Below are 16,274 nucleotides of genomic sequence, written 5' to 3'. Positions count from 1 at the left end.
CAAAAGGAAATATGCAAGTGAAATATTTTTTGCTGAAGCGATTATTCTCATGTTACATAAATATTAATGGCTACTTCGCCAAAGGTTGACAAAGATCAACTCGGCCCCCCCGTAAATAACAAAAAATTAACCACCCGTAGAGAGATCTATTTACGGGCAGGGTTTCGGTTATCTACAGGGGAAGAAGAATAATGATAAGGGAAAATAAAACATTTTTCCGTGATGGCGTTAACCGCCGAGATTTTATGAAGCTTTGTGCGGCCCTGGCCGCCACCATGGGGCTAAGTAGCAAAGCCGCCGCCGAGTTAGCGAATTCGGTGAGCTCTCCACAGCGGCCACCGGTTATCTGGATCGGTGCTCAGGAATGTACCGGTTGTACGGAATCATTATTACGAGCCACTCACCCGACTATTGAGAATCTGCTGCTTGACGTGGTCTCAATGGAGTATCACGAAGTCCTCTCCGCCGCCTTTGGCGAGCAGGCGGAGGAGAACAAGCACCGCGCTATTGAGCAGTACAAAGGTAAATTTGTTCTGGTGGTAGACGGTTCCATTCCGATGAAGGATGGCGGCGTGTACTGCATGGTAGCCGGTAAACCGATTGTCGAGCATATCCGGGAGGCAGCGGAGCATGCCGCAGCGGTGATCGCCATCGGCTCCTGTGCGGCCTGGGGCGGCGTTGCTGCCAGTGGTTCCAACCCGACCGGTGCGGTCAGTCTGCAAGATATTTTGCCAGGCAAAACCGTCATCAATATCCCCGGTTGCCCACCTAACCCGCATAACTTCCTGGCGACAGTGGCCCATATCATCACCTATCAACGGCCACCGGCGTTGGATGCGAAAAACCGCCCTGAATTTGCCTACGCCCGCCTGATCCATGAAAACTGCGAACGTCGCCCTCACTTTGACGCCGGGCGCTTTGCCAAGCAGTTTGGCGATGAAGGCCACCGGCAGGGCTGGTGTCTCTATCACCTTGGCTGTAAAGGCCCGGAAACCTACGGTAACTGCTCGACGCTGGAGTTCTGTGATGTTGGCGGCGGCATCTGGCCGGTAGGTATCGGCCACCCCTGCTATGGCTGCAACGAAGAAGGCATCGGTTTTACCAAAGGGATCGCCCAACTGGCCAGTGTCGAAAATCCGACCCCGCGCAATGCCAAACCCGAAGTGCTGAGCCCGGAGGGGGTCATGTCAGCCCGACCGCGGTCGGTTTGCTGGGAGGGGTTGTTGGCCTGGTGGCAGGCGTCAGCCTGATGGCGGTGAAAGAGTTGGGGGGAACAGAAAACGCAGGGTAAAGATGACGAGCAGCCGCCGCGCAAGGAGTAAGCCGTGAACCGACGTAACTTTATAAAACTGGCCTCCGGTGGCGCAATGCTCGCAGGGATCGCTCCTGCGGCCCGGGCCGGGGCAGAGAACAGAGAAGCGATCCCGAACTCACTCGGAATGCTGTATGACTCTACCCTGTGCGTGGGGTGTCAGGCCTGTGTCAGTGAGTGTCAGCGCCTCAACCATACCGACGAACCGCACGGTGAAACCTACGCCTACGCGGGCAACGAAGTCACCTGGTCCAACAACGATAAACTCAGCCCCTATACCAATAATATTATTCAGGTATGGACCAGCGGGGATGGCAAGCATAAAGACCAGGTGGAAGACGGGTTTGCCTATATCAAAAAACAGTGCATGCACTGTGTGGATCCCAACTGCGTATCCGTCTGCCCGGTGCAGGCGCTGCATAAAGACCCCAAAACCGGCATTGTGCACTACAACCCGGATGTCTGTACCGGCTGCCGTTACTGCATGGTCGGCTGCCCGTTCAACGTGCCGAAATACGACTACGACAACCCCTTCGGCAAGATCCACAAATGCGAGCTTTGTAACCAGAAAGGGCTTGAGCGGCTGGACAAAGGCGGCTTGCCGGGATGTGTCGAGGTCTGCCCGGCCGGTGCTGTGATCTTTGGCACCCGGGAACAGCTGATGGCCGAGGCCAAACGACGCTTGGCAGCCAAGCCCGGTGATATGTATCGCTTCCCACGCCAGACGCTGCAGGCGGATGACCATTACGAACACAAAGTCCCGCATTATCAGCAGCATCTGTATGGCGAGTTTGAAGGGGGAGGAACCCAGGTGCTGGTGCTGACCGGCGTACCTTTCGAAAATCTGGGCTTGCCACCGCTGGACCCTCTGTCAACCGGCGCGCGTTCCGAGCATGTACAGCATTCGTTGTACAAAGGCATGGTGCTGCCGTTTGCCGCGCTGGCAGGGATCACTTTCCTGGTACAGCGTAATGGGCGTAAAGAGCGTCAGAACAAGAAGGAAGATGAACATGGCGACGCATAAAACGCAGCCACTTGGCGGGCGGCTGGTGAGTTGGCCGGTAATGTTGCTGGCACCCTTTGTGGTGCTGTGTCTGTTGTTGATCCTGAAACGTCTGGTCTTTGGTCTTGGCGCGGTTTCGGATCTGAACGGTGGCTTCCCCTGGGGTATCTGGATTGCTTTCGATCTGCTGGTGGGCACCGGTTTAGCCTGCGGCGGCTGGGCTCTGGCCTGGGCGGTCTATGTGTTTAACCGGGGCGAATATCACCCGTTGGTGCGGCCTGCGCTGCTAGCCAGTCTGTTCGGTTATTCGCTGGGTGGGCTGTCTATCACCATCGACGTGGGCCGCTACTGGAACCTGCCTTACTTCTATATTCCCGGTCACTTCAATACCTCGTCGGTGCTGTTTGAAACGGCAGTCTGTATGACGATCTATATCGGGATTGTGGCGTTGGAATTTGCCCCGGCCCTGTTTGAACGCCTGGGGTGGAAGGTGTCGCTCAAGCGCCTTAACAAGGTGATGTTCCTGGTGATTGCCCTGGGGGCATTGCTGCCTTCCATGCACCAGTCATCCATGGGTTCATTGATGATTGCCGCCGGTATCAAGGTGCATCCGCTGTGGCAAAGCTACGAAATGCTGCCGCTGTATTCTCTGTTGACCGCCGCCATTCTGGGCTTCTCGATCGTCATTTTCGAAGGCTCGATGGTGCAGGCGGGGCTAAGGGGCAGAGGGCCTAATGAAACACCGTTGTTTACCCGCTTGACCCACATCATAGATATATTCCTGCTGCTGTTTATTGTATTACGCTTCGGTGAACTGATCTGGCGCGATAAAACAGCCTACCTGTGGCATTTGGATCGCTTCGCCATCTCGTTCTGGATCGAGATCCTGCTGATGTTGGTGCCGTTGGTGATGTTCCGCTGGAAGCGTAACCGTACCGATTCACGTCTGTTGTTTATCGGTGCGTTGAGCATGGTGTGTGGGGCGTCGTTCTGGCGACTGAATTACTCGTTACTGACCTATGACCCAGGTAACGGTTATGGCTATTTCCCGACGGCCAGCGAACTGCTGATATCCATCGGCTTTGTGGCAATTGAAGTGTGTGCGTACATCCTGTTGATCCGGCTGTTACCGGTGCTACCAGCGCATAAACACAAGCATGAAAACAACAAGTTAGAGGTAGAGCATGAGCCAACGCATCACCATTGATCCCGTTACCCGTATCGAGGGTCACCTGCGCATTGACTGCGAAATCGAAGACGGCAAAGTCACCAAAGCCTGGTCTTCCGGCACCATGTGGCGCGGAATGGAAGAGATCCTTCAGGGCAACGATCCGCGCGATGCGTGGATGATTGTCCAGCGCATTTGCGGCGTGTGTACCACCATTCATGCCTTGGCTTCCGTGCGGACGGTGGAGAATGCGCTGGGGATGGAAATCCCGGTCAACGCCCAGTATATCCGCAATATCATCACCGCTGCCCACAGCATTCACGACCATATCGTGCATTTCTATCAGCTCTCGGCGCTGGACTGGGTGGATGTGACTTCTGCTTTGCAGGCCGATCCGCAAAAAGCGGCTGATTTACTGAATGGCTTGTCTACCTGGCCGCTGAACAGTGCAGCCGAGTTCACCCGCGTACAGCAGAAGATTAAGGATCTGGTCGCCAGCGGCCAGCTTGGCATCTTTGCCAACGGCTATTGGGGGCACCCGGCCATGGCGTTGCCACCTGAAATTAACCTGATCGCCGTAGCCCACTATCTGCAAGCGCTGGAATGCCAGCGTGATGCCAACCGGGTGGTGGCGATATTAGGGGGCAAGACGCCGCATATCCAGAACCTGGCGGTGGGTGGGGTGGCTAACCCGATCAACCTGGATGCGCCGAGCGTACTGAACCTTGAACGCCTGATGTATCTGAAAAGCTTTATCGATCGCCTCGGTGACTTTATCGAGCAGGTTTACCTGGTCGATAGCGCGGTGATCGCTGCCCATTACCCGGAATGGCTCAACATAGGCAAAGGTTCCGACTGCTACCTGTGCGTGCCGGAGCTGCCTATCGACCGTAAAAGCGATCAGTACCTGCTGCCGGGGGCTACCTGGAAAACGGCACGTTCCGCCCGATAGCCAACCATCGCGATGAATATCTGATCAAAGGTATTCAGGAAAGCGGCAAGCACGCCTGGTATCAGGACGATGAGCCGCTGGCACCGTGGGAAGGCCTGACCCGGCCTAAATATACCGGCTGGCAGGAGGATGGTAAGTATTCCTGGGTCAAGGCGCCGACCTTCTACGGCAAAGCGGTGGAGATGGGGCCGCTGGCCTGGTTGATGTGTGGTCTGCAGGCCGAGCACAAACCTACCCAGAAATATTTTGCCAAGGTCAACGGTGCGTACCAGGCCCTGACCGGTAACTCGCTGAGTGCAGACCAACTGCCTTCGACTTTGGGCCGGATTGTCGGGCGCACGGTGCATGCCTGCGTACTGCATGAAACTCTGGGCCAGCAATGGCAGGCGCTGGTGAGCAATATCGGCAGTGGCGATCATGAAACCTTTATCCCACCGAAGATCCCGCTGACCGGCGAGATCCGTGGCGTTGGCTTTATCGAGGCCCCACGCGGCGCGCTGTCGCACTGGGTGGTGATCAAGGATGGCAAGATTGCCAACTATCAGGCGGTAGTGCCTTCAACCTGGAACGCCGGGCCGCGTAACTTTAATGATGAACCCGGCCCTTATGAGCGCTCGTTGGTGGGGACTCCGGTGGCCGATCCCGCTAAACCGCTGGAAGTGGTGCGTACCATCCACTCATTCGATCCTTGTATGTCGTGTGCGGTACATATTGTTGACACCACTGGCCATGAAGTGACCAGGGTCAAGGTGTTGTAATGAGAATTTTGGTATTAGGTATAGGTAATCTGTTATTGGGCGACGAGGCGGTAGGGGTCCGCATCGTCGAAGCCCTTGAGCAGCGCTATAATTTACCTGCGCATGTCGAGGTGCTGGACGGTGGGACATCAGGGATGGAACTGATGGAGGTGATGGCCCACCGCGATCACCTGATTGTCACCGATGCGGTGCTGACCGGCAGTGCGCCGGGCAGCGTTGCGGTGCTGCATGATGACGAGATCCCGGCATTCTTCAGCCGCAAGGTTTCACCCCATCAACTGGGGCTTTGCGATGTGCTGATGGCGCTGCGCCTGACCGATGAGTTCCCACGGAGGCTAACGCTGGTGGGAGTCGTGCCTGAATCTCTGGAGCCGCGCATTGGCCTGACTCCGGTAGTGACTCAGGCGATAGAGCCTGCGTTGGTGCAGGTGTTGGCGGCGCTGCGACACAGTGGTGTCGTGGCGGAGCCAAAAGAGGTGGCTAATGCAGACGGTGACTAACGGTTTTCAGCTTAATCCCGCTGCGCAGTTGGAACGGGTGTTTCAGGCTATCGCCGCCAGAGATATGCACCAGTTACCCTTTTTCCAACCGCAGATCCCGGTGCGCGCCTGTGGCTTTCAACTGTTTGAACAGCAATGGATCGGCAGCCTGCTTACCCCGTGGATGCTCAGCCTGCTGGTATTGCCCGGCCCCGATCAACAATGGCAGCCACGCGAGGTGGGGGACAAACTGGCACTGATGCTGCCCTGCGGCAACGTGCGTTTTACCGTCGGCGAGATTGACGGTTGCGGGCAGTATCTGGCGTCTTCATTGATGTCACCGCTGGATAAACATCTGGGCGCGCAACAGGCGGTGGACCTGGCTGAGCATACGGCCCGCATGGCTCTTTCGTTACCGGTGGTGGATGGCAATATTCCCAGCAATCCGGGGCGCAGGGCGTTATTCCGCCTGTCACAGGGGACCTGAGCCTATGCATGAAATCAGCCTGTGCCTGAGTACTCTGGAGTTGATTGAACAACAGGCCCGGCAGCATGGAGCCAAGCGTGTTACCGCAGTCTGGCTCGAGATTGGCGCGCTGTCGTGCATCGAAGAACATGCTCTGCGTTTCAGCTTTGCCAGTGCCAGCCGCCATACGTTGGCAGAGGGCTGCCAATTGCTGCTGAGTATCCAACCGGCTCAAGCCTGGTGCTGGGATTGCAGCGCCAGCGTATTTATCGAACGCCATGATCAGGGTTGCCCACAGTGCGGTGGCCACACATTGCGTGTCGAGAGTGGTGAAAGCTTGCGGCTAAAGCAGCTGGAAGTGGAATAATTTCAAGAGGTAGAAGGCTATGTGTACGACTTGCGGTTGCGCCAGCGGAGAGAAAACCATCGAGGGGGATGAGCAGCATCACCCAGACCATCATGGCCATCACCACGACCATCATCATGGGCATCACGACCATGACCATCATCATGACCATCGCGACCATCACCACGGCGAGCAGCATCAGCAGCAGGCGGGCGTGGTGATCCATCACCATCATTACTATTACCACCAGGGCGATGTTCACCATCACTACGCCGGGGTGGCGGCAGAGACCGACCCGTTCAAGCCTGAGGTTCAACCCCACACGCAGGATCTGCACTACGGGCAGGGTGCTGCCGGCAGCCATGCGCCAGGCATGGGGCAGCGCCGTCTGGTGCAGATTGAACAGGACGTGCTGAGCAAGAATAACCATCTGGCGGCACACAACCGCGAGCATTTTACCGAGCAGAATATTCTGGTGCTGAACCTGGTTTCCAGCCCGGGGTCGGGCAAAACCAGCCTGTTAACCAACACGCTGCAGCAACTGGCGGGTAAAGTCTCCTGTGCGGTCATTGAGGGCGATCAGCAAACCACCAACGACGCCGAGCGCATTCGTGCCACCGGCGTGCCAGCGATCCAGGTGAACACCGGTAAAGGTTGCCATCTGGATGCACAAATGGTGCACGACGCGGCGCACCGCCTGGGATTGCAGGATAACAGCCTGCTGTTTATTGAAAATGTCGGCAACCTGGTGTGCCCGGCCAGCTTTGATCTGGGGGAGCGGCATAAAATTGCGGTGCTGTCGGTGACGGAAGGGGAAGACAAGCCGCTGAAATACCCGCATATGTTTGCCGCCTCGACGCTGATGATCATCAACAAGATTGATTTGCTGCCCTATGTGAATTTCTCTGTTGAAAAATGCATTGCCTATGCGCGCCAGGTTAACCCGACTATCCAGGTGATCCAGCTTTCTGCCACCAGTGGTGAAGGGATGGATCTCTGGCTGAACTGGCTGGAGGAACAATAATGTGCCTCGGCGTTCCCGGTAAAGTGACCGCGGTGGGGGAAGATATCCACCAACTGGCTTGGGCCGACGTGTGCGGTGTGGCGGTCAAAATCAACATTGCGCTGATTTGTGAAGGCTCGCCCCAGGAGCTTATCGGCCAATGGGTGCTGGTGCATGTGGGGTTTGCCATGAGCATTCTCGATGAGCAAGAAGCGCTGGAGACGTTGGCCGCGCTAGAGCATATGCGTGCCGTTGGGCTGGAACGTCATGATGAGGATGCCGATGCGCTACGTTGATGAGTTTCGCGATCCGGCGCTGTGCCATACGTTGCTGGCGCATATCGAAAAACTGATGTTATCGCTGCCTCAGGCGCAGCGCCTGCCGTTGCAAATCATGGAGGTTTGCGGTGGCCATACCCATGCGATTTTCAGATTTGGGCTGGATCGTTTGCTGCCGGAAAACCTGGAGTTTGTCCATGGGCCCGGCTGCCCGGTTTGTGTATTGCCGATGGGGCGTATCGATAGCTGCCTGGAGATTGCGGCACACCCGGAGGTCATTTTCTGCACCTATGGGGATGCGATGCGCGTGCCTGGGCGTAATGGCTCATTGCTGGATGCCCGCCGTCGTGGCGCGGATATCCGGGTGGTGTATTCGCCGCTGGATGCCCTGCAACTGGCTGCCGATAACCCGCAGCGTGAAGTGGTGTTCTTCGGCCTGGGTTTTGAAACCACTATGCCCGCCAGCGCTTTAACGCTGCAACAGGCTCGCCAGCGTAAACTGGGTAATTTCACGCTGTTCTGCCAGCATATCACCCTCACTCCGACCCTGCGTAGCCTGCTGCAACAGCCTGACGTGCGTATCGACGGCTTTTTGGCACCGGGCCACGTCAGCATGGTGATCGGCAATGCACCCTACCAGTTTATCGCCGATGATTATCATAAACCGCTGGTGGTGACCGGCTTTGAACCGCTGGATATTCTGCAAGGGTTGGTGATGCTGCTGGAACAACTGCGGGATGGCCGCTGTGCGGTAGAAAACCAGTATCGGCGTATTGTTCCTGACCAGGGCAACCTACTGGCTCAACAGGCGATGGCCGAGGTGTTCTGCCCGAAAGAGAGCAGTGAATGGCGTGGGCTGGGGGAGATTGCTCATTCCGGTGTCGAGCTCAAGCCGGACTATGCGGATTTTGATGCCGAGTTACGTTTTAAACCTCAGGCGCAGCGCGTGGCGGACGATCCGCGCTCACGCTGCGGCGAGGTGTTGACCGGGCGCTGCAAGCCCGATGCCTGCCCGCTATTCGGTCAGCAATGTACGCCAGAGAACGCCTTTGGCGCCCTGATGGTTTCATCAGAAGGGGCCTGCTCGGCTTACTATCAGTATCGTAGGGAGACCGCATAATGCTCGATAAGAACCAAGGGCGCGAAATTACGCTGGCTCATGGCAGTGGTGGGCGCGCGATGCAGTCCCTGATTGAAGAGCTGTTTCTGCAAGCCTTTGCCAATCCGGCGCTGAATGCGCGGGAAGATCAGGCTCGTATTGCGCTGAGTGAACTGGCTGCAACGGGCGATCGGCTGGCCGTATCAACCGACAGCTACGTTATCGATCCGATTTTCTTCCCTGGTGGGGATATCGGCAAACTGGCGGTGTGCGGCACCGCTAACGATGTGGCGGTCAGTGGCGCGCAACCGCGCTATCTGAGCTGCGGCATGATCCTGGAAGAAGGGCTGGCGTATGCCACCCTGGAACGCATCGTTCAGTCAATGGCCGACACGGCGCAGCAGGCTGGCATTCAGATTGTGACCGGCGACACTAAAGTGGTGCCTCGTGGCGCTGCGGACAAGATATTTATCAATACCACCGGTTTGGGGGTGATCCCGGCCAACGTCCACTGGGGCACCGAGCATATTCGCCAGGGGGACAGCATTATCGTCAGCGGCACGCTTGGCGATCATGGTGCGACCATCCTTAACCTGCGCGAAGGGCTGGGCCTGGAAGGTGAACTTAGCAGCGATTGTGCAATGTTGGCCCCGCTGATAGCCCCGCTGTTACCTATTGCCGGGGTACGCGCCCTGCGTGATGCGACCCGTGGCGGGGTGACAGCGGTGCTGCATGAGTTTGCTGCGGCCAGCGGTTGTGGCATGGCTATTTCTGAGACGGCGTTGCCGTTGAAGCCGGCAGTGAGAGGGGTTTGCGAACTGCTGGGTCTGGATGCGCTCAACTTTGCCAATGAGGGCAAGCTGGTGCTGGTAGTCGCACCTGAAGCCGAAGCCGAAGTTTTGACGGCTCTGCGCCAGCATCCGCTGGGCCGCGATGCGGCGGTTATTGGCCATACCACCGAACGGCAGCAGGTTAGCCTCACCGGGTTGTTTGGCGTTTCCCGCCGCCTGGATCTGCCTTTGGATGAGCCGTTACCGCGCATCTGTTAATGGCGGATTATTGAAAGTTGCGAGTGGCGTTTTCCCTTCACCTGGCCCTCACCCAAAGGGGCCGAGTGGGGGGTATAAAAGACACCCAGCCTCCAAGGAGATGCAAACCAGATGGCAGATGTTGAATCGCATAAGCCTCAGACCCCGGCTGGCTGTAATGGCCTCAGTGTACGGGTTAAAGGCAAGGTACAAGGCGTCGGCTTCCGCCCTTATATCTGGCTGCTGGCCAAGCGATTTGGCCTGTGCGGAGAGGTGAGCAACGATGCAGCCGGAGTCCTCATCACCCTGTGGCAATCGCCCAACATAACCGAATTTTTGCGGGTGCTGCCGCTGGAGTGCCCGCCTTTGGCACGGGTCGACAGCGTGGCCTCGCAGCCCTTTAACTGGCTACGGGCACCGACCAGTTTCACCATCGCCAGCAGCGGCGCGGGGCAGCCAGATACCCATATCGTGGCGGATGCCGCCACCTGTGATGCCTGCCTCGAAGAGTTGAACTCGCCAGATAACCGCCGTTACCATTACCCTTTTATCAACTGCACCCACTGCGGCCCGCGTTTTACCATTATCCGTAGCATGCCCTACGATCGCCCTAATACTTCGATGCAGCCTTTCCCGCTGTGCCCCCAATGCCAGGCTGAGTATCAGGATCCTGCGGACCGGCGTTTTCACGCGCAACCCAACGCCTGCCCGGTCTGTGGCCCACAACTCTGGCTGAGTGATGCCGCTGGCAATGCAATGGCTGCCGCCGAACAGGCATTGCAACTTGCCGCACGGGCGCTGATCGCCGGGCAGATCGTAGCAGTGAAAGGCATTGGCGGTTTCCATCTGGCTTGCGATGCCACCAATCCGCAAGCGGTGCAGCGCCTGCGCTCACGTAAGCATCGCCCGGCCAAGCCGTTAGCGGTGATGATGCCGGATGCCAACGGGTTGCAAGAGTGCGTTCAGCCAGCAGAGCCAGCGGCGTTGCTGGAATTGCTGTGCAGCCCGGCGGCCCCGATAGTGCTGGTGCCCGCGCATCCGGATAGCCCTTTATGCAGCGAGATTGCGCCCGGCCTGAACGAGATTGGGGTGATGCTCCCTGCCAACCCATTGCAACACCTGCTGTTAAAACAGGTTGCCCGCCCATTGGTGATGACCTCTGGCAATCCGCCGGGCAAGCCCCCGGCGCTGACCAACCAACAGGCATTGGATGAATTGAGTGGGATCGCCGATATCTGGCTGATGCATAACCGCGAAATAATACAGCGAGCCGATGACTCGCTGCTGCGGCTTAACCCACAGGGTACAGAGATGCTGCGCCGGGCGCGTGGTTACGTGCCTGATGCGATGGAACTGCCCCCAGGGTTTAGCGCTCAGCCGGCGATTCTGGCGTTGGGCGCGGATAGCAAAAATACCTTCTGCCTGCTGTGGGGGGACCGGGCGGTGGTCAGTCAGCATTTGGGCTCCTTGGGGGATGAGGCTACCCGGCAACAGCAACAAAGGTTAATGGCGTTGTTTGGGGAGATCTACGGCGTCGTGCCGCAGGTGGTCGCCGTTGATGCCCACCCGGGTTATCTCAGCCACCAACAGGGCCAAGCCTTGGCCAGCCAGCAGGGTATTCCCTGTGTGGAGACGCTCCACCATCACGCCCATCTGGTGGCCTGCATGGCGGAACATGCCTGGCCACGCGACGCTGGCAAGGTGATAGGACTGGCGTTGGATGGCTTGGGCTATGGCGCAGCGGGCCAGCTATGGGGGGGCGAATGCCTGCTGGTGGATTATCAACACTGTGAACGCCTGGGTGGATTGCCAGCGGTAGCGCTGCCGGGGGCGATCTTGCCGCTCACCAGCCGTGGCGTAACCTGTTGGCCCAGCTGTTACGTTTTGTCCCGGATTGGCAGCAATTACCGGAAGCTGCTGGCATTGCGCAACCGCAAGCGGCCACGCTGGCGCGGGCGATCGAACGGCAGATCAATGCGCCATTAGCCTCCTCGGCGGGGCGTTTGTTTGATGCGGTGGCCGCCGCCTTGCAGATCGTGCCACAGCAAATCTCCTGGGAAGGGGAGGCCGCCTGCCTGCTGGAAGCGCTGGCGCAACAGAGCCCACCGCATCTGCCGCCAGTTACCATGCCGCTGCTTGGTAATGAACTGGATCTGGCTACCTTCTGGCGACAATGGCTTGGCTATCAGGCTTCACCGGCGCGGCGGGCTTACGCTTTTCATTATGCGTTGGCGCAGGGTTTTGCGGTGCTGGCGCGCCGTGCCATGCAGCAACAGGGGATTGATACCGTTGTATTGTCCGGTGGCGTTTTACATAACGCATTATTCCGGCGGTTGTTATCAGAACAACTGACCGGGCTGCGGGTCCTGATGCCGTCTCGCTTGCCTGCAGGCGACGGGGGCCTGGCGCTGGGGCAGGCGCTGATTGCCGCCGCTGGCGTTTGTGCAGTTTAAACCCGAGGCGAGCCAGATAACTTTTTTAAAAACTGCGCTAGCGACTGGATTGCTGTGCGCTTTTTGGCTAGATTCCCCGTGGGATGAAGCAAGTCTAAACACCAACAGGGAATGTGGTCATGAATAAGGTCATTGGTTTACTGGCGTTATGCCTGGTTTCTTTTTGCTCGCTGGCAGATTGCCAGGCCATTTTGTCGAGCTTGGCCAAGCCCTTTGAGGCCACATTAACCCGCAATACCGAGCTGTCCACCTGTAAGATCTGGCCCTATGCGCCAGATAAAACCATTGCGGTGCTGATGCTGGCACCGAAGGTTAAAGAAGATCCTGACTTTACCGATTATGACGTTGCTGTCTACGTGGTTGACACCCAATCAGGCAAAATCCTGTCCAGTCGATACCATCCAAAAGCCATTATGGATGATGCCATCTACACCAGTAGCGTGGCCATTGATACCGCTCGCTATCAGCTTGCTCCTCAGGTTCGCGCTTTCGGGGTGCGTTTTAACCACCGTGGTTCCTCCTCCGTGAATCCTATCGGCCTTGAGAGGCTTAACCTGTATACGCTGAACGATCGGCAATTAACGTTGGTACTCAATAATCTCCCGATGGATGAATACGGTGGGGAATGGGATGGCCAATGTGCAGGGGATTTTGCTGAAACCAAGCGAACCCTGGCATTAGGCGCAGGTTCTCAACAGGGTTATCGCGATCTTGAGTTGCAGGAAAGGGTAAACCACAGAACTTCCGTAAAAAAGGGTGAGGACTGCGTGGAAAGCCATAAAACACTCGCCAAGCCGCCGTCCGTGTTGCGGTTTGATGGCAAAGCTTACCCAGTGGCCACCGATCAGCTGCTCGATCATCATTTTAATCGGAGCCAGCATGAAAAAAGTCTGCTTTTTTGACCTGCAATTTGTCCGACACGATCAAAATGCCCCTGATGAAACCCATTTTCGGCGTATCTTGGCGGGTGACAAGGTTTTCTATACCTATGACCATCAGTTTTCCGATGCCAATGTGCTGAAAAAGTTGGTATCAGGGGATCGGGTTTTTATCGGCGCCCATCAATTGAGCGACGGCACCTACTGGCTGCATTGGCTGGTCAGTGCGGAAAAAGGCGTTCTGCAACCCGCCAACAACGAGGGCAGCTACCCGCTGGCTCTTTTGAAGCTGGCAGGCTCAATAGCGGTAGTGGGATTTTCCGTTTATGGGTATTTTCACTGGATGAATATTTGGCTGATGCTGCTGTTTCTGGTGGTGTTCTGCTTTGGTGGCTGGTGGTGCATGGCCAACCTGCATGCGGTATCGTTGAGCACCAGCCCCAGGATGCGTCGCCTATTGAAAGGTTTTGAACAAGCCCGAAACGGCGATGCCTCCTTTTGCCTTTCGCAGCCCAATCTTATGCGTGCGCAATGGAAGGCGGAACCCCCTGACAACGATGTTGACAGCTTGCAGGCCAGCGATTTTATGCTGGCCGACCGGGTGACATTGTCCTGGCTGCAGGGTGAGGTTACCCACATTCGCGCCAAGCGCGATTTCAGCGGCAGTGGCAAGAGCCGCCGTGATTTTATTGATTACCAATTTACCTGTAAAAACCGCCGGTTCTCCTATCAAACCGGCTATAACACCTTAACCGAAGACCTTAACCCGCTGTTTTACCGCCAACATCCTTTTTTCTGGCGGCAAAGGATTCGGTGACGCTGGTGGTCAATCAGCAAGACGATACGGTGGTTGGTGTTGGCAATGAACGGGATGGTTGCGCTTATCTACGGGTGAGCGGGCTGACCGTCTCATTCCAGCAGTTGAAACTGTTGTACAAAGTCATCTTTGGCATTTGCCTGTTTATGCTGGCGCTGGTGATGTGTTTTATGGCCTATGACTGGTGGGAGCAGGGTGGAATGCCGGATAAATGGGATTGGCTGGACGCCGCCGATACGCTTTACGCATTTGCTCTGATGGGCTTAACGTTTTTCTGTGGTTTGATGTTGGTGGTGGAAGTGGTTAGCTGGCTGATTCGCAGGAATTCAGTGAATGCCGCGCGTTTTGTCTTTGCGCGCCAGATGTTGACGTTGTTCAAACAACGCTGCGGCAAAAAAGCCTATATCCAGGAAGTGAACTGATGTTCAGCAAAAGCCTCACACGTATCACCCTGCTGGCTTTGGCAATGGTTGCCAGCTGTATGTTGTTTTATGATGAAGGGTTCGCCGGGTTTGCCCCAGATTGGCAATGGCAGAGAGGTTACCAACCACAGCAACCGGCCATCATCATGCATGATCAACGCCTGAGCAGCTTCCAGAATGGCGTGCTGTTAACAGGCATCAGTGATGCCATCAATATCCAGATAACAGACCTTGACCGTAAAACCTACGTCTACAGCTATGACAGGTCTCTGCAGATTGACTTACTGGCCGATGATGCGCCAGCGCTGTTAAACCTGCAGATCACCCCAGATAAACAGGTGATTCGTGCGGCGCTGGAAAGCCGGACTGGCCGCAGCAGCGGGCGGTACGCATTTCGCGATCGAGCCTTGGTCCCGGTCAGCCATATTATTACCGAACAGGATGGGCAATTGCGCGTCAGTGCTCGCTATATTGGCGTGGTAGCAGAGCAGCAGTGTGATACGCGAGGGCATTGTCTGATTGTTTTCGGTAAAACTCCCTATGCCAAAGATGCGGTATTCTACTCCGCTGATGGCGGGCGCCATTGGCAATGGTTGCCCAAGTGGCAAGCGCCTGAAGCAGATGGAACCTACCAGATCCTGGGGATCACTGGCCCGCAAAGCCTGTTGCTGGTCCAGCAGGGTAAGCTCTATCGGTCAGACGACTTGGGCCAGCATTGGCAGGTGGCTCTGGATATGGCGCCATTGTTGGCGGAGAAGGGGATCGATCCGTCATTATATACTTCGCACTGGCGCTATAACGGCTATCATAATCTGGTTATCTGGCATGAGGTTAACCGCGATGAAGACGATGTTTCACCGCATTTTTTACTGACCGATTTCAACCTTCAGTCTTCCAGTATTCAATCAAACCAGTGGGGCGAAGGCTCAATTATTGCCGCAGAAAGCAGCCCACAAGGGGATTTTTATTTTGTGCTGGCGCAGGAACCCCGGCAACGTTATACCCTCAACCAGTTGCAGACGGATGGAACGCTTAAGCCACGGCTGCAAACCGGCAAGAAGGCGTTAACGAAGCTGTATACCGGTAATAAGCTGTTTATGATCGCTAAACAGGTCAACGATCCGGCGCATATGACGGTCTCTCTCGACAATGGGCAAAGCTGGTTCAGAATGAAAAAACTGCCGAATTCGTATGAGGAAACCGTGCTGTTTGACAGTTGGCATAACCGCCTGTTTCGCTTCCCTAGACAATCTTACCATTATCCAAAACTGGGGAACGACGCGGGTTTGGTGTATGAAACGGTGGTTGTGGAGTAAGCTGGCAGGCCCTGCCAATGTCAGTATTAACGTAATAAAACCGGGCGATGCAAGAATAAAAAAATAATACCAAGCGCCGCCATTTTTTGGGCTTGAGATCCGGCTTTTAATTATGCTGTGCTCAGTAAGAAATAAATAAGAAAATACTTGTCATCACCTCAGCCAAGATAACGTTTCTGTTTGTTTTCAACAGGCTGCCTTGTTTTTATAAATTATTATTTTATATGTTTAGCCGCTATATTCTGATTTTATTCAAATTTCGTTGCTCGATGGGATTTGCTTTTTTACGTGTGATATAAGACATTTTCGTTCTTTATTTTTCGAAAGGGAGTTTGTATGAACTCGAACAAAGAAATTGAAAGTGCTGAGTTTAAGAAATCGATAGAAGAAAATAAAATATATTTAGACATTAGCCAGCTAGTCAGTAGTAACGGAGAGCCAGCAAGCAAAGATAATTTAAGTGAATCAATAAGCAGTGATGGTATCATCACGGTTT

At 55.8% G+C, this 16,274-nt stretch carries 13 protein-coding genes and 3 pseudogenes; all 16 read left to right on the top strand.

Annotation, left to right across the window (positions count from 1 at the left end):
* Nucleotides 1–191: 191 nt before the first annotated feature.
* Nucleotides 192–1,322: pseudogene (gene hybO / locus ACQ86O_RS21625) on the top strand (hydrogenase 2 small subunit).
* A 3-nt stretch (nt 1,323–1,325) separates the two neighbouring features.
* Complete coding sequence (hybA, locus tag ACQ86O_RS21620) at nt 1,326–2,336, top strand: hydrogenase 2 operon protein HybA (protein ID WP_431222801.1); 1,011 nt, start codon at nt 1,326–1,328, stop codon at nt 2,334–2,336.
* The gene (gene hybB / locus ACQ86O_RS21615) at nt 2,323–3,522 is read left to right on the top strand and encodes a Ni/Fe-hydrogenase cytochrome b subunit (protein ID WP_431222800.1); all 1,200 of its coding nucleotides are present in this window, start codon (nt 2,323–2,325) and stop codon (nt 3,520–3,522) included. Before hybA ends, hybB begins: the two co-directional genes overlap by 14 nt.
* Nucleotides 3,500–5,193, top strand: a pseudogene (gene hybC, locus ACQ86O_RS21610) (hydrogenase 2 large subunit). Before hybB ends, hybC begins: the two are co-directional and overlap by 23 nt.
* Nucleotides 5,193–5,693 (top strand): HyaD/HybD family hydrogenase maturation endopeptidase, encoded by a 501-nt coding sequence (locus tag ACQ86O_RS21605; protein WP_431222799.1) that lies wholly within the window; start codon nt 5,193–5,195, stop codon nt 5,691–5,693. The pseudogene hybC and the gene ACQ86O_RS21605 overlap by 1 nt, the downstream one beginning before the upstream one ends.
* Nucleotides 5,677–6,159 carry a hydrogenase-2 assembly chaperone gene (gene hybE / locus ACQ86O_RS21600; protein WP_431222798.1) on the top strand — a complete coding sequence of 161 codons (483 nt, stop codon included), beginning with the start codon at nt 5,677–5,679 and terminating at the stop codon, nt 6,157–6,159. The genes ACQ86O_RS21605 and hybE overlap by 17 nt, the downstream gene beginning before the upstream one ends.
* Nucleotides 6,160–6,163: 4 nt before the next feature.
* Nucleotides 6,164–6,505 (top strand): hydrogenase maturation nickel metallochaperone HypA, encoded by a 342-nt coding sequence (gene hypA / locus ACQ86O_RS21595; protein ID WP_431222797.1) that lies wholly within the window; start codon nt 6,164–6,166, stop codon nt 6,503–6,505.
* Nucleotides 6,506–6,524: 19 nt separating this feature from the next.
* Nucleotides 6,525–7,508: a hydrogenase nickel incorporation protein HypB gene (hypB, locus tag ACQ86O_RS21590; RefSeq protein ID WP_431222796.1), complete on the top strand. Its 984-nt coding sequence runs from the start codon at nt 6,525–6,527 to the stop codon at nt 7,506–7,508.
* Nucleotides 7,508–7,783: a hydrogenase maturation factor HybG gene (gene hybG, locus ACQ86O_RS21585; RefSeq protein ID WP_431222795.1), complete on the top strand. Its 276-nt coding sequence runs from the start codon at nt 7,508–7,510 to the stop codon at nt 7,781–7,783. The genes hypB and hybG overlap by 1 nt, the downstream gene beginning before the upstream one ends.
* Entirely contained in the window at nt 7,770–8,885 is a 1,116-nt protein-coding gene (gene hypD, locus ACQ86O_RS21580) for a hydrogenase formation protein HypD (protein WP_431222794.1), read from the top strand. The genes hybG and hypD overlap by 14 nt, the downstream gene beginning before the upstream one ends.
* Nucleotides 8,885–9,913 (top strand): hydrogenase expression/formation protein HypE, encoded by a 1,029-nt coding sequence (gene hypE, locus ACQ86O_RS21575; protein WP_431222793.1) that lies wholly within the window; start codon nt 8,885–8,887, stop codon nt 9,911–9,913. The genes hypD and hypE overlap by 1 nt, the downstream gene beginning before the upstream one ends.
* A gap of 111 nt (nt 9,914–10,024) precedes the next feature.
* Nucleotides 10,025–12,345: pseudogene (gene hypF / locus ACQ86O_RS21570) on the top strand (carbamoyltransferase HypF).
* Between the two features lie 119 nt (nt 12,346–12,464).
* Nucleotides 12,465–13,247 carry a hypothetical protein gene (locus tag ACQ86O_RS21565; protein ID WP_431222792.1) on the top strand — a complete coding sequence of 261 codons (783 nt, stop codon included), beginning with the start codon at nt 12,465–12,467 and terminating at the stop codon, nt 13,245–13,247.
* Nucleotides 13,225–14,040: a hypothetical protein gene (locus tag ACQ86O_RS21560; RefSeq protein WP_431222791.1), complete on the top strand. Its 816-nt coding sequence runs from the start codon at nt 13,225–13,227 to the stop codon at nt 14,038–14,040. The genes ACQ86O_RS21565 and ACQ86O_RS21560 overlap by 23 nt, the downstream gene beginning before the upstream one ends.
* Entirely contained in the window at nt 14,037–14,462 is a 426-nt protein-coding gene (locus ACQ86O_RS21555) for a hypothetical protein (RefSeq protein WP_431222790.1), read from the top strand. The genes ACQ86O_RS21560 and ACQ86O_RS21555 overlap by 4 nt, the downstream gene beginning before the upstream one ends.
* On the top strand, nt 14,462–15,778 hold the full coding sequence (locus tag ACQ86O_RS21550) for a hypothetical protein (RefSeq protein WP_431222789.1): 1,317 nt from the start codon (nt 14,462–14,464) through the stop codon (nt 15,776–15,778). The genes ACQ86O_RS21555 and ACQ86O_RS21550 overlap by 1 nt, the downstream gene beginning before the upstream one ends.
* The last annotated feature ends 496 nt before the right edge of the window (nt 15,779–16,274 follow it).

The organism is Serratia sp. L9 (assembly GCF_050632285.1).
Classification (GTDB): domain Bacteria; phylum Pseudomonadota; class Gammaproteobacteria; order Enterobacterales; family Enterobacteriaceae; genus Chania.
Note: the sequence above shows the minus strand (reverse complement) of the source record. Positions and strands in the feature narration are given on the sequence as shown.

What these genes read in the sequence shown, in the direction of transcription:
- hybB (WP_431222800.1), top strand. Translation starts at nt 2,323, where the DNA reads ATGGCGACGCATAAAACGCAGCCACTTGGCGGGCGGCTGGTGAGTTGG.
- ACQ86O_RS21605 (WP_431222799.1), top strand. Translation starts at nt 5,193, where the DNA reads ATGAGAATTTTGGTATTAGGTATAGGTAATCTGTTATTGGGCGACGAG.
- hybE (WP_431222798.1), top strand. Translation starts at nt 5,677, where the DNA reads ATGCAGACGGTGACTAACGGTTTTCAGCTTAATCCCGCTGCGCAGTTG.
- hypA (WP_431222797.1), top strand. Translation starts at nt 6,164, where the DNA reads ATGCATGAAATCAGCCTGTGCCTGAGTACTCTGGAGTTGATTGAACAA.
- hypB (WP_431222796.1), top strand. Translation starts at nt 6,525, where the DNA reads ATGTGTACGACTTGCGGTTGCGCCAGCGGAGAGAAAACCATCGAGGGG.
- hybG (WP_431222795.1), top strand. Translation starts at nt 7,508, where the DNA reads ATGTGCCTCGGCGTTCCCGGTAAAGTGACCGCGGTGGGGGAAGATATC.
- hypD (WP_431222794.1), top strand. Translation starts at nt 7,770, where the DNA reads ATGCGCTACGTTGATGAGTTTCGCGATCCGGCGCTGTGCCATACGTTG.
- hypE (WP_431222793.1), top strand. Translation starts at nt 8,885, where the DNA reads ATGCTCGATAAGAACCAAGGGCGCGAAATTACGCTGGCTCATGGCAGT.
- ACQ86O_RS21565 (WP_431222792.1), top strand. Translation starts at nt 12,465, where the DNA reads ATGAATAAGGTCATTGGTTTACTGGCGTTATGCCTGGTTTCTTTTTGC.
- ACQ86O_RS21560 (WP_431222791.1), top strand. Translation starts at nt 13,225, where the DNA reads ATGAAAAAAGTCTGCTTTTTTGACCTGCAATTTGTCCGACACGATCAA.
- ACQ86O_RS21550 (WP_431222789.1), top strand. Translation starts at nt 14,462, where the DNA reads ATGTTCAGCAAAAGCCTCACACGTATCACCCTGCTGGCTTTGGCAATG.